This is a genomic window from Exiguobacterium sp. s35 (genome assembly GCF_018617535.1).
Classification (GTDB): Bacteria; Bacillota; Bacilli; order Exiguobacteriales; family Exiguobacteriaceae; genus Exiguobacterium; species Exiguobacterium aestuarii.
Map to the genome: position 1 here is coordinate 20,170 of NZ_JACSKI010000001.1, position 12,961 is coordinate 33,130.

Consider the following 12,961-nt stretch of genomic DNA (forward strand, 5'->3'; position numbering starts at 1 on the left):
AAACCGCTTGCATTGAATATAGACAAGTTGCACAAAAACCGTTAATCGGATTTGTGCAACGTGACCATGAGTTGAAGGAGACTCGCATCATAAAACTTTCGAGCATCATAACCGGTCGTCTCAAAGAGGCGATCGAGTCGATAATTCAGCGTATTTCGGTGCATGAAAAGTGCTTTCGCCGTATGGGAGACGTTCAACGAGTTACTGAATAACGCCTCGAGCAATTCGATTGTCGATAGATCGAGCATCTTCATGAGTGGAGCGGTCATGTGACTCCGCTCTTTTAAGTCCTGTTCTTGTAGTAAATAATGGTATAATAATTGACTAGCAGGGTAAGTTTTAGTAGACAGACGAGCGTATGGCATGAGCAGTTGATGTTGACGATACACAAGAGCGAGAGAACCTTGTGAACGTTCGCTGTAGACCGCGTGTGCTTCGATGAAACAATCACTCGCAATGGCACGCAACACGTCCTCGAACTCTTGGAGATCGACAAATGAATCTCGTTCGATGAGTTCGATGTGTTTTGTTGTCATCCATACGATTTCAGCATGTGGCATGAAGTCGTGGACGATACTGATGAATGATTCGAACGCTTCCTCTTCCGCTTCTTGAAGCGAGAGAGAAATGAGCCGAAACGATTGGTCAAGACGATACGTCTCATCTTGAAGGCGTTCTTGCCATTTTCGCTGATGTGGGTCGGTCTGAAGGATCGGGGTCGCCCACATGCGGAGCAGTTGCTGTTCACGTTCGGTCAATTCGAATGTCGGGAGCCCAAATATGGTACCATCTTGCGTCTCGAACCAGTCAAGGTCACCAGATGCATCTTCCGACCGATGGACAGCAGTCGGAAAAATCGATTTAATACGATCAAACGTATTCAATACTATCACCTCATCAACAATGTATCATATTTCAGATCGGAGGCTTGCAGTTTGGACGGGTTATTAAAGATTTTACTCATGATTGTGATTGGTGCGACGATTGGGGGCGTGACGAACTTTCTCGCCATCAAGATGTTGTTCCGACCGCATGAACCGAAATATATCGGTTCGTTCCGGATACCTTTTACACCAGGTCTCATTCCGAAACGTCGGGATGAATTAGCATCTAGCTTAGGGAAAACGGTCGTCAAACACTTATTGACACCAGAAGGCATGCGAAAGCGATTATTGGATGACCAAGTGACGACGCATATTACGCACTTTGCGCAACAAGAAGTTCAAGCGATGTTACGCTCGGATAAAACGGTTCGAGAACTCGTAGAACCCCTCTACCCGAACGCAGAGGCACGCATCCTCACGTTGGCGGATGACAAGTTACGTGACGAGTTAGCGAGCGTCATGGCTGAAGTGAAAGAGCGGAAGTTGTTTGAATTGCTTGGAGAAGAAGGGATGGACCGAGTTCGGGCAGTCATTCCTGAAATTGTGGAGGCGCTTCTCGTCAAATCGGAAGAGTATTTTTATTCCCCTGAAGGCGAGGCACAACTTCGTCATATGGTCGATTCGTTCGTCCAGCGTCGACTCGGGTTTATCGCAGGATTTATTCAAAATATGAACTTTGTCGAGATGGTCCGACCAGAAATCGTCAACATCTTACGAGGGCAGTCGACGCGTGACGGTATGACGACGATGATCACGCGTGAATTTGAGCGATTCAGTGAGAAGACGGTTGATACGTTGATCGATGAACGTTTAGAGGCACGACTCATTGATGGCATCACAGAACAAGTCGTCACACGTTTGCCAATCGGGCAATTGTTAGATCGACCGCTCTCGTCATACACGCAGTCCATTGAAGCACGAGTCGTCGACGAACTCGTCCCACAAGGTGTCACCCTTGTCATTGAGCGCTTCACGAATCAAATGGAGACGATTATGGACCGATTGAAAATCGATAAAATCGTTCAGGAACAGGTTCAGTCACTCGACACATCATACCTCGAAGAGATTGTTTTATCGATCTCGAAACGAGAGTTCCGGGCAATAACATGGCTTGGAGCGCTGTTAGGTGGTATGATTGGGTTGATTCAAGGGTTGATTGCCATCTTGTGATGGCCACGCCCTAATAGCATTTAGGAGGACGTTACATGTCACAAACAAACTTGTACGACCAAGCTTACCAATTGGAGAAAGCACTTCGCGATTCTGAAGAGTTCACAACACTCTCTTCTTTATACGATCGTGTCAATGCGGATGCGGAAGCGAACCAGTTGTTCGCTGACTTCCGTAACATCCAAATGACGCTTCAACAAAAGCAAATGCAAGGAGAGGAAATCTCTGAGCAGGAAATGATGGATGCGCAAACGAAAATGATGAGCGTTCAACAGAACGAATTGATCATGGAGCTCATGCAAGAAGAGCAACGCATGCACCAGCTCGTTACAGAAGTAACGAAAATTATCATGAAACCACTTGAGGAGCTTTACGCGCCGATGGTGAATGAAAACGAAGTTCAATAAGATGTGAGGAGCGGATGGCAATCGAGCCATCCGCTTTTTTTGTTGATGAGATTGTCACAAACAATAAAGTAAGCGTTTTCAAATAAGATTTATAATAAATATAGATGGAATAGTGGAGAAAGGGTGAACTGGCATGTGGACCGTGCTCATTTTAGTCGTGATGATTCTCTTTTTCATAACAGGTTGGCTAAGAGCGGACTTGGTCGCATTGATCGGACTTCTCGGTCTCGTCCTGACCGAGCAGCTGACGCCGGGTGAGGCGATGGCAGGGTTCTCGAACTCAGTCGTCTTGATGATTGCCGGGCTATTTATTGTCGGGGCTGGATTGTTTCACTCTGGATTGGCTGAACGGTTGGCTTCCATGCTCATCCCGTATGCGAATGGAAGCGAGACGCGACTTTTTTATTTGTTCATGTTAACTGTCACCGTTCTTTCAAGCGTGATGTCCAACACAGGGACCGTTGCATTGCTCATCCCTGTCGTCATGGCGATGACTCGACAAATCAAGCGATCTGCGAAAGGGTACCTCATGCCACTTGCTTTTTTCTCAAGCATCGGTGGAACGATGACATTGATTGGAACACCACCAAACCTTGTCGCGGCTGAATCGCTACGAGGTCTAATCAATGTGCCAATTGGTTTCTTTTCGTTGTTTCCGATAGGTGCAGTCGTGATGTTTGTCGGATTGCTGTACTTTCGTCTGATCGGGAATCGTTTGCTCGATCAAGGTCGTTCAAGACAATGGGATGAAGGGGGAGCAATCGAATCGATTAACCCGAACGTATATGTCATGTCGATCGACGCGTCGCATCCACTGATTGGCAAACGATTAAATGATTTGAAATGGTCGCATGACGGTGTCATCGTGTTGAAGGAACGGATTAGAGGGATAGGGAAACATTACGAGACCGCGCGTGCCGACACCGTATTACGTGCCGGGTCGTTACTCGTCAGTGGAGATGAGCAGCGAGTCCGTTCTCTCTCCGAACAACAACACATCCCTTTTCAGAAGGTCGAGGCAACAAATGTCTATGACAAGACCGGTGGCATCGTCATGTTTACGATTCCAGGGTCGAGTCAACTTGTAGGGAGATGTCTCCATGAGAGTCAACTACGTAATGCATTTCATGTGAACGTCTTGCGTGTCATCCGTCCACAAGAAGAAATTGCACAAGTGAGGCTGAAAGATACGCCGCTAAAACAAGGGGACTTGTTGATGGTGCAGGGGAAATGGGAAGATTTAGAGCGAGTTGAACAAGAGACACGATTACTACTCTCGAACGAGCGAGTGACGGAAGTGGCGAATCGAACGGTGTCGAGTCATCATCAACTCGCGGCTGGTGTGATTATGGTCATGATGATGACGATGTTCGTGTTTGAATGGGTCGACCCGACCGTCGCGGTTTGGCTAGCAGCACTTGCGATGGTGATGAGTGGAGCCGTACGCCATCTAGACGTTGCGTATCAATCGATTCAATGGTCTTCACTCGTCTTGATTGCGGCCATGATCCCAGTAGGAACGGCGCTGGAGAAGGCGGGTGTCATGGCGTGGCTTGTCGACTGGATCGGACAGTCGTTCGCGAGTTTTGGTCCTGCCTGGGTCCTCGTCGTTTTATTTCTTGCGACAATGGTCCTCAGTCAAATCATCTCGAACACCGCGACAGCTATTTTGTTTATCCCGCTCGCCATCGCCCTGTCGGAATCGATGGCGGTCAGTCCTGTCCCGTTCGTCATCGCCGTCGCCATTTCAGCATCTCTCGCCTTCATGACTCCGTTCGGGTCTCCGACGAATGCGATGGTATTTAGTGTAGGAGACTATCGTTTCATGGATTTCGTCAAAGTCGGTGTCCCGTTGCAACTGCTCACTGGCATCGTCGGAATCCTCATGATTCTTCTTCTCTTTCCATTTTAAGCAGGATTTAGGGGGTGGATAACGAAAGTAAAGTGATCAGGAAATGAAAGGATGGAAGACGATGAAAAAATGGATATTGGTTTTCCTCTGCTTGTTTCTCGTAGCCTGTGGAAAAGAAGAGACGGCCGAACCAAAACCTGAGATGACGGAGAACGGACGGGTGGCCGAACAGTATCTCGAGAAACAACAGTACCCAATCGTCTCATATGAAGGCGAGTATACGAGTACGTTAACCTTAGAAGAGTTGGCGGAAGATCGTGCACGGACCACTTGGGGAGTACAATCCGTGTCACCGGATGAATACGTTGGAAAGACCATATACTATGAAAACTTTACGGTGAAAGATCATCCGATTGGTGAACAATCTCCCGACGGTCAGACTGCTGTCTCGGTAATGGTCGTGGATGGAAAGGTGATCGGGGGAACGTCATTCCCTGTGACAGACGGATCAGGTTTAGGGAGCGGATATAGTTTGAGTGGAGAATCATTCGAGGACATTCACCCTGATATTCAGGAATGGCAGGAAGCATGGGACGAGAAATATGGAAATTAAAAAGTAGACCGAGAACAATAATCTCGGTCTACTTTCATTATGATGCCGTTCCTTTCAATTTCCCCGGTAATTTGCAACGTTCAAAATAGATGAGTTGCCCTCGGCGAACAATGCGCGCGCCTTTGTGCTCATGACCTGCGGCACGAAGCAAATCGAGCCCTTTTTGTTTGGCTGATTGATCATCGCTCGCTTCGAACATTTCATTCAACACGAGCGTGCCGTCGTTCTCAAATCCCGTCACCGTGTATGTCTCCATTCACATGACCCCCTTTCTCTCTATTTTAATGAATGACCATTCATTCTTCAAGAGAAGGTTTCGTCAGTTCGTCGAATGTCAGTTGACGTGTCGATTCGGTTCGCGGAATCAAGTCGGATACGGTCAGTCCAATCAAGCGGACGGGTTCGGTGACGTTCATCTCATCGAAAAGACGCCTTGCGAGCCTCCTGATTTCGTCGTGGTCATGAGTGGGATGATTTAATTTGATTTGATGACTCCGAGCCTGAAACTCACTCGTCTTTAATTTAATCGTGACGGTTTGACAGCTCAGCTCGCGTCGGTCGAGCTGACGCAAGACATCCTTCATCTCGGGAATGACTCGTTCGAACACTTCTTCTGGGTCGTCGATGTCAAACGCAAACGTCGTCTCCGACCCGATTGATTTGCGTTCCCGTGTGGCGACGACGGGACGCGTATCTCTTCCATGTGCCAATTCATATAATTGTTGTCCGCGATCGTGTCCAAAGATGGCTTTCAGTTGTTCGGGACGAGCTTGTTGGAGGTCCCCGATTGTATGATATCCACTCTTATAAAGTGTTTGAGCTGTCACTTTTCCGACTCCGTGCATCGCTTCGATTGAGAGGGGAGCGAGAAAATCGGCGACATCATCAGACGGTACGACGGTAAGACCGTTCGGTTTGTCAAAACCGGACGCAATCTTCGCGACGAACTTTGAAGGTGCGACACCAGCGGATGCCGTGAGACCGGTACGCCGTTTAATCTCGCCTAAAATATATCGGGCAATATAGGGGCCTGACGTGCTCAACAGCGTATTTTCGGTCACGTCGAGATAGGCTTCATCAAGTGATAACGGTTCGACGAGAGGGGTGACCGACTTAAAAATGTCCATGACCTGCGTGCTAACTTGGCGATAAGCTTGAAAGCGTGGTTTCACAAACGTGGCATGTGGACACAACGCAAAAGCGCGACGTGATGACATCGCGCTGTGTACGCCGTACTTCCTCGCTTCATATGAACAAGTGGCGACGACTCCGCGGCTGTGGGGTGGTCCTCCGACGATGACAGGTTTACCTCGTAAGTTGGGTCGGTCCCGTTGCTCGACGGAGGCGTAAAAAGCATCCATGTCCACATGAATGATGAGTCGTTCCATAACATCACCTTTCCTGTGCAATTCTCTTTTCTTTATTATAACGAACTTTTGTTCGTTTTTTTAGATTTTTGTTTGACTCGATCACTTGGTGACGTCGTTTGATTCGGGAATTGTAACAGTGAGCCAATCCAATTCTTCCGTTTCAACCATACTTGAATGATGAGCGTGAAGAAAATAATCACAAACCAGGCGAATGCATAGCCGAGGGGCCAGTCCAGTTCAGGCATTTCTTTAAAGTTCATCCCCCACACGGCTCCGAACGCAACGACAGGAGTCGTGAGTGCCGTGAAGACGGTAAGTGCCTTCATGATTTCATTCCCGCGAAAGTTAGAGAGTGTCGAGGCGAGGTCTGTCATCGCGATGACATCACCTTGATAATGATTGATGAGCGTCAATAGTCGGCTCACTCGGTAATCAGCGAGTTGATAAGGTTTTAACGTTTGTAAATCAATATCGAGAAAGGCCTCACGTCCTGCCATGACGAGTTCTTTATAAGGAGTGACAGTGTCAGACCAACGCTCAATCTCGCTTCGGAGCCCGAAAATCTCGTTCATGAACGTGGCGGGTACTTGTCCGGCCATTTCTCGTTGCGCCACGAGAAGTCGTTCTTCAAATTCATCAATCCCATGGAAGTAATTGTTCATCCGTTCGGCGAGCAGTTCATAAAACGCTTCGATTGGTGAGTTGCATGCTTTCGCGAGAACCGACTCGTGATGTAAATCATCAAATCCAATTGTCCATAAAAAATCAGGAGCAATAAAATAATGTCCGATCTTCTGAGGTTCTCGTTCTAACTGTTCGTAGTCGAGGGTGAGTGACCCGTACATATAATCATCCTCAACCACGATTTTTGTGACGCTTGCGGTCGTCAATTGTTCAAGCCAATACGTATAGGCCAGCGCATATCGAGAATCCACTTCCACATAATCCTCAGGGCGTGTGTACCAATCCCATTCCATCACCTATTCCTCCAATTCGCTATAGTAGTAGTATTCCCAAATTGACGGGAATGTTGGCATCTATGGCAAAGTTTCGATAAGATGAAGGTATTGAATAAGAGAGAGGTGCTTTCATTGACGACAAAAATCGGTCAGCTCAAAGTGGGCGACACGCTAGACCAGTATGTCATGATCAAACAATCGTATAAGGGACTTGCCGGAAACGGAAAGCCTTATTTAACATTAATCCTTTGCGACGAGAGTGGCGAAATTGAAACGAAATTATGGGATAGTGCGGATACTGAAAAGTATGCGACGAAAAAAATCGTCCATGCGGCGGGTGAAGTAATGGACTATCGTGGGCGGACGCAATTGAAGTTGAAGCAAATTTCAATTATCGAGCAAGAAGTAGACATCGCCCCGTATGTTCGATCGGCACCGATTCCGAAGTCGGAGCTTGAAACGACGATTCGTGGGTTCATCACATCACTTCAACACGATGAAATCCGACGTCTCGTCGAAGAGGTCGTCAATCGTCACGAAGAGGCATACTTCACGTATCCTGCAGCTGTGCGACATCATCACGCGGTCTATTCAGGACTAGCCTTCCATGTCATGTCGATGTTGAAGCTTGCGGATACGATGTGTGACCTGTATCCGTCATTGAACCGAGACCTGTTGATTGCCGGCGTGATCTTACATGACTTGGCGAAAGTCATCGAGTTGTCGGATGCCATCACACCAGAATACACGCTTGAAGGGAAGTTGCTCGGTCATCTATCGCTCATGTCATCTGAACTCGAGGTCGTGTCACGTGAGCTCGGGACGGACCGGGAAGTGACGACGTTGTTGCAACATCTCGTCTTGAGTCATCATGGGAAGCCGGAATGGGGATCGGCGAACACGCCACAACTCCCTGAAGCGGAGATGCTGTTCTTCATCGACAACATCGATGCGCGCATGAACATGTTCGAAAAAGCGTACGAGGGTGTCGAACCTGGTGCGTTCACCGAACGTGTCATGGCCCTCGATAATCGTGCATTCTATCGCCCGAAGTTATAATTGAAGTTCAAAAAAAGGGGTACTCCATTGCTGGAGTGCCCCTTTTTGATTATTGTTCAGTCGATTCTTCTGAAGATTCGTCTGCGTTTTTAATCGCCTCTTTGACAGCATCAAATTGTTGCTCTGCTTTTGCGTCTTTTACGTCAACGTTGTATTTTTCAATCAACTCTGCGTAAATTTTGTTTGCATCGACAGAAGCAGATTTTTCTGTTGCCAACTCTTCACGAATGCGGTCTTTCTCGTCCTCGAGCTTCAAGTCCTTCTCTTTACGGTCTGTCACTTTGATGACATGGAAACCGAATTGTGATTGGATTGGCTCAGAGACTTTTCCGACTACATCTTCTTTGAAAGCATATTCTTCGAATTCAGGTACCATCGTGCCTGTAGAGAAGTAACCGAGCTCTCCACCTTTTTCACCAGAACCTGTATCTGTTGATTTTTCTTTCGCGAGTTCTGCGAAGTCCGCACCATCATTCAACTGTTTGATGATGTCTTGTGCTTCTTCTTCTGACTCGACGAGGATGTGGCTAGCTTCCACTTCCACGTTTTCTTTGGCGAACTGTGCTTCGACCTCTTCGTCCGTCACGTCGACAAGTTCAGATTTTGCTGCGTCGACAAGCATTTGTCCACGAAGTGCTTCTTTGAACTCTTCCGTGCCGCTCATGCCGGCTTGTTGGATCGCTTGTTCAAATTCTTCTTTTGAGTTGAATTGTTCTTCTGTCTTGCTGAACTCTTCATCTACTTTTTCTTGTTCGACTTGGTCACCATATTCTTTTTCAAGAAGTGCATTCATTGTCTCTTGGAATGCAAGTTGTGGGACCATGCGGTCGTAGCTCATGTCCGCGATTTCACCGCGTGTGATTTCGCCGCCTTTATATGTGACGACTGCTGAATCGTCTGATTCGCCACCAGCGTTTGTTGCGGCATACGTACCGCCAGCACCGATGATGAGTGCGAGTGCCGATGCACCGACGAGAGCGCCGGTTGAGAATTTTTTATCTTGCTTTTTTGGTTCGTTTGACATTCCGTTTGACATGTATTCCACCCCTAATAATTCTTTAAAGTTTCTAAGTCCGACTATATCACATTTTCCTAATCATGACAGCTGTTCTCTTGTCTGTACAGTATCATAGCACACAATCCTGTCGTATAATGATGTAATAGAATGTGAAATGATGGGGTGAGGGTAGTGTCACTAGAAGAGAAGGTCGAGCATTTATCATATCAAATGAAGATCTTACTCGAGATTGTCGATTGGACGGACCGTCCGTTTGAATATGAAGTGATTCGAGCGAACTTGACGAAGCAAGACGTAGAGGCGTTTTATCAGTTGCTTGAGGATATTCGGGTACGACAAAACGAGCAAATGCGCTATGGATTTACGTCCATAGAGCCGTTGCTCGTCCATTTTGTAGGCATGTTAGATTCGAGGCTCGACGTTAAAACGATTCTTGGGGCATGCGTCCGTCAAGGAATCGAGTTAGACGTCACAGAGCCACTCTATCGGCAGGTTAGGCTTCTTGACTGAGTTCATCCTCATCAGGACGTCTGCCTGCCTCTTCTGTGATCATTTTTGATGTTTCAGCAAAGATGTCCATGAAGTTGTCCCCATATAAACGACGAACGATCGCTGTCATGTCTGTTAAGTCAGGGAACTTCCCGTAAAGCTCTTGAAGTGGGAGCGAGGCGCGGAATACGCCGTTTCCTTCCGGGTCAAATGCGTGAATCGTTTCAAGCAACAACGATTCTCCTTCAGGTGTCAATTGGACGTACGTATTTCGCTTGTCCGTCTCCTTTTTAGAAAACGTAAGTAATCCACGATCTTCTAACTTCTTCGAGAAGTTGAAAGCGGTCGAGACGTGCATGACGCCATATTTTGCAATTTCAGAGATCGATGCGCCGCCTAACGCGTGGGCAATCCATAAGATATGATGCTCATTGATATTTAAATCGAATGGTTTAATCCAGTTTTGCCAGTCTTTTTCGACGGTTTTCCACAAAGCCTTACTCAATTGAATAATTTTGTGGCTATAGAGCATGGCCTCAGGGCCAGTGAATTCTTTTTCGTGTTCCATCTCGATCCATCCTTTCCGGATAAAAAGTCAAAAGTAAACGACGGACGATGACCTCAAACACTTACGGTGTTTGATTGACGGTGTTGTCAGTCATAGCAGACTGTACGTTCGAGAGTTCCTGAAGGTTCCCTTGGATTCGCTCGACTGAAGGCTGAATGTCTTGTTGATAGCGTTCGACTTCGGCTTTCACTTGATCAGTCAATTCTTTTCCTTGCAGTTTACCTGCGGCGGCAACTTGCGATGCATGTTTCGCCACATTCCCAAATTGTTCTTTTAGCGTAGTGATTGTGGATGCTCGATGTTGTTGAGCAGCAGCATCATTTGCGGTACCTCTCGCCAATTTTTTAAATGTGGCGACTCCTAAAAATGCTAAAACAAAGCCGAAAGCAATCCAATCTCGACGTTGGCGACTCGACAAAACATTCCCCTCCTCAAGCTCGGATAATCCGAATTACATTCTTTTCATATTATTTTACCAAAAAAGAGTGATTAAAAACCTATATCGCAAATAAAATTTTTCAGAACATTCAATTTTGACCGAAAAATCATTTTATTTTAAAATACAGGTAAAGGAAGGTGATCCTCAGTGGAGAAAGCGAAGCGTTGGGTAGATGACATGCTTGACCTATATCTCGCTGCAAAACGACTGGGAGATGACACTTGGGCCGACTCCATTATGAACACACTAGAGGCGGGGTATGAAGCGTCGAAACAAACAGAGCAGGCACGCGAAGAATCGATACGAGAAAAACGAGTGCTTGAAATAGATACCCGTCTAACCGAATTAAGAAAAGAATTTGAACAAGCGACATCTGTCAAAACGCGTCAACAGTTATATGAAGTGGCGATCAAACTTCAGGTCGAGCGAGCACAATTAGAAGAAGAACGGAAACGTCACCTTGATTCAATCAATCAATCATAAAAAGGGACCCGTCATCGATTGACGGGTCCTAGTTTGTCTTATACGTGTGCTTGGATATTCGATGCGAGGGTTGTGAGTTCGTCAGACGTGAACGCGTCATTTTGTGTGATCCATTTTGCACCGAATCCGTCTTCGTGTCCGAAGCGTGGAATTAAATGAATGTGGAAGTGATAGACCGTTTGTCCAGCAACTTCCTCGGCATTCGACAAGACATTCATGCCGATTGCCCCTGTTTCGCGTTGTATGGCCTTGGCGATGGTCGGAACGCGTTTGAAGACGTCCGCTGCGACATCTTCAGGTAGCTCGTAAACGTTTTTCGCATGGTGCTTCGGAATGACGAGCGTGTGACCTTTTGTCACTTGCGAGAGGTCGAGGAAAGCGACGACCGCCTCATCTTCATATACCCGATACGACGGGATTTCTTGTTGAGCGATTTTGCAAAAGATACAGGTTGGATCGGTATGCATCTATATTCCTCCATTCTAAAAAGTCATTTCTGTTTCATCATACCACGGAAATTCAGGCGCAAGAACGATTGGAAGAGAGATTGATTCCTTTTATACTTGAAGTAAGCACTGAAGAAAGGAGGCGAAAAGATGTCGTATACAAGAAGTCGAAAGAAAGAACGTCATTCCAAAATGATTCTTCAATTATCTATTTTCACTATTTTAGTCGGAGCCATTGTCTTCTATATATATGGATACAAACCAGCGGCGGAGCAAGATAAGATTCACGTCGCATTTAAAGAGGCCTTATTAGAGGAAGACCGTGCTTTCTTTGAGGAAAAGGTAGAATATCAAGGCGAAACGTTAACGCGTGCTGAGGCACTGCGGTTTATGGGCTGGCTGAACGATGAAAAATCCATTCGTGGCGATGCCATCGCCGAAGTCGCACAAGATCGTGCGAATCGGACGAAAGGCATGGAAGCGGAAGGGCTGTTTCGATTGATTGATACAGGTGAAGGGCGCTTTGGCTTTTCAGATTATCGGATTGAGTTATTGCCACAACGAATCGATGTCACTTCAGACGTACCGTTGACGAATATTTGGGTCGATGGGCAGCGCGTCGGTCGGATTGATGAAGCGAACGGACGATTCACGTTCGAGAAGATGCCAGGAAGTTATGATGTGAAGGCGGTCGCCGTGGCGAATGGTGAGACGGTGTCCGAAACAGAGACGATTCAATTAACATCTCCTGAATCGCTCGAGTATGCATTGATGCCGGAATCGAGTGAAGCGATTGCGGGACAGTTCGATTTGAAGCGGGCAGAGTTGATTGAGATCGAAGTAGAAGCGCAAACGGGTCATCCGTTAGAAACGATTGATTCGTTGATTGGACAATCGGAAGGAAAGGTTCAAGAAACGTTAGGAGAGCCGGATGGGAAACGTGACGATGAATGGGATTATGAGCGATTGGCTGTCGTGTTTGAAAAGGGAGACGTGCAGTCAGTTTTAATCGATCTTGATAAACGACCAGACGACTTGATTGCGTTACTCGGCGAACCGAAAGAAAAGACAGAACACCAACTCGGAACAGAGTGGGATTACGGTCAATCCTTCTTCGAATCATTCTTCACGTTCTTTGGTCTTGAAACGGAGAAGCAGTTTATTGAAAAAAATGACGCGATGTATTTATTGATCCAATGAAAAA

At 46.8% G+C, this 12,961-nt stretch carries 16 protein-coding genes; 8 read left to right on the plus strand and 8 right to left on the minus strand.

What is annotated here, in order from left to right; genetic code table 11:
- Window positions 1-41: 41 nt before the first annotated feature.
- Window positions 42-893, minus strand: coding sequence for a PucR family transcriptional regulator (locus KNO75_RS00160; protein WP_353047543.1), 852 nt, complete (start codon window positions 891-893; stop codon window positions 42-44).
- Window positions 894-935: 42 nt separating this feature from the next.
- Here KNO75_RS00160 and KNO75_RS00165 point away from each other — a divergent pair, with 42 nt between their 5' ends.
- The 4 genes from KNO75_RS00165 to KNO75_RS00180 all read left to right on the plus strand — a co-directional run bounded on the left by KNO75_RS00165 (window position 936) and on the right by KNO75_RS00180 (window position 4,926).
- Window positions 936-2,054 carry a DUF445 domain-containing protein gene (locus tag KNO75_RS00165; RefSeq protein ID WP_251126006.1) on the plus strand — a complete coding sequence of 373 codons (1,119 nt, stop codon included), beginning with the start codon at window positions 936-938 and terminating at the stop codon, window positions 2,052-2,054.
- A gap of 35 nt (window positions 2,055-2,089) precedes the next feature.
- Window positions 2,090-2,461, plus strand: coding sequence for a YlbF family regulator (locus KNO75_RS00170; protein WP_074032614.1), 372 nt, complete (start codon window positions 2,090-2,092; stop codon window positions 2,459-2,461).
- 133 nt (window positions 2,462-2,594) lie between these two features.
- Window positions 2,595-4,373, plus strand: coding sequence for an SLC13 family permease (locus tag KNO75_RS00175; RefSeq protein WP_214819195.1), 1,779 nt, complete (start codon window positions 2,595-2,597; stop codon window positions 4,371-4,373).
- A 61-nt stretch (window positions 4,374-4,434) separates the two neighbouring features.
- A complete protein-coding gene (locus tag KNO75_RS00180; protein ID WP_214819197.1) occupies window positions 4,435-4,926 on the plus strand; it encodes a hypothetical protein in 492 nt (163 codons plus the stop codon).
- Window positions 4,927-4,963: 37 nt separating this feature from the next.
- On the opposite strand, the gene KNO75_RS00185 is transcribed toward KNO75_RS00180, so the two are convergent.
- From KNO75_RS00185 to KNO75_RS00195, 3 genes are read right to left on the minus strand one after another with little or no spacing between them, the layout of a single operon-like run.
- Window positions 4,964-5,182 carry a YhzD family protein gene (locus tag KNO75_RS00185; protein ID WP_214819199.1) on the minus strand — a complete coding sequence of 73 codons (219 nt, stop codon included), beginning with the start codon at window positions 5,180-5,182 and terminating at the stop codon, window positions 4,964-4,966.
- A 40-nt stretch (window positions 5,183-5,222) separates the two neighbouring features.
- Window positions 5,223-6,314, minus strand: coding sequence for a DNA polymerase IV (gene dinB / locus KNO75_RS00190; RefSeq protein ID WP_214819202.1), 1,092 nt, complete (start codon window positions 6,312-6,314; stop codon window positions 5,223-5,225).
- A gap of 35 nt (window positions 6,315-6,349) precedes the next feature.
- Window positions 6,350-7,273 (minus strand): CorA family divalent cation transporter, encoded by a 924-nt coding sequence (locus KNO75_RS00195; protein ID WP_214815515.1) that lies wholly within the window; start codon window positions 7,271-7,273, stop codon window positions 6,350-6,352.
- Between the two features lie 81 nt (window positions 7,274-7,354).
- Here KNO75_RS00195 and KNO75_RS00200 point away from each other — a divergent pair, with 81 nt between their 5' ends.
- On the plus strand, window positions 7,355-8,314 hold the full coding sequence (locus KNO75_RS00200) for an HD domain-containing protein (protein ID WP_214794537.1): 960 nt from the start codon (window positions 7,355-7,357) through the stop codon (window positions 8,312-8,314).
- Between the two features lie 49 nt (window positions 8,315-8,363).
- On the opposite strand, the gene KNO75_RS00205 is transcribed toward KNO75_RS00200, so the two are convergent.
- On the minus strand, window positions 8,364-9,350 hold the full coding sequence (locus KNO75_RS00205; protein WP_214794535.1) for a peptidylprolyl isomerase: 987 nt from the start codon (window positions 9,348-9,350) through the stop codon (window positions 8,364-8,366).
- 153 nt (window positions 9,351-9,503) lie between these two features.
- On the opposite strand from KNO75_RS00205, the gene KNO75_RS00210 reads away from it, so the two are divergent.
- Complete coding sequence (locus tag KNO75_RS00210) at window positions 9,504-9,842, plus strand: DUF1878 family protein (protein ID WP_353047455.1); 339 nt, start codon at window positions 9,504-9,506, stop codon at window positions 9,840-9,842.
- Here KNO75_RS00210 and KNO75_RS00215 read toward each other — a convergent pair.
- Window positions 9,826-10,389, minus strand: coding sequence for an HTH-type transcriptional regulator Hpr (locus KNO75_RS00215; protein WP_015880933.1), 564 nt, complete (start codon window positions 10,387-10,389; stop codon window positions 9,826-9,828). The two genes, KNO75_RS00210 and KNO75_RS00215, sit on opposite strands and share 17 nt — an antisense overlap.
- 61 nt (window positions 10,390-10,450) lie before the next feature.
- Window positions 10,451-10,807: a hypothetical protein gene (locus tag KNO75_RS00220; protein ID WP_214789715.1), complete on the minus strand. Its 357-nt coding sequence runs from the start codon at window positions 10,805-10,807 to the stop codon at window positions 10,451-10,453.
- A gap of 168 nt (window positions 10,808-10,975) precedes the next feature.
- On the opposite strand from KNO75_RS00220, the gene KNO75_RS00225 reads away from it, so the two are divergent.
- On the plus strand, window positions 10,976-11,311 hold the full coding sequence (locus tag KNO75_RS00225; RefSeq protein WP_214819204.1) for a hypothetical protein: 336 nt from the start codon (window positions 10,976-10,978) through the stop codon (window positions 11,309-11,311).
- Between the two features lie 38 nt (window positions 11,312-11,349).
- Here KNO75_RS00225 and KNO75_RS00230 read toward each other — a convergent pair whose 3' ends face one another.
- The gene (locus KNO75_RS00230; RefSeq protein ID WP_214819206.1) at window positions 11,350-11,778 is read right to left on the minus strand and encodes an HIT family protein; all 429 of its coding nucleotides are present in this window, start codon (window positions 11,776-11,778) and stop codon (window positions 11,350-11,352) included.
- Window positions 11,779-11,907: 129 nt separating this feature from the next.
- Between KNO75_RS00230 and KNO75_RS00235 the strand changes: the two genes are divergently transcribed.
- A complete protein-coding gene (locus KNO75_RS00235; RefSeq protein ID WP_214819208.1) occupies window positions 11,908-12,957 on the plus strand; it encodes a hypothetical protein in 1,050 nt (349 codons plus the stop codon).
- Window positions 12,958-12,961 lie beyond the last annotated feature (4 nt).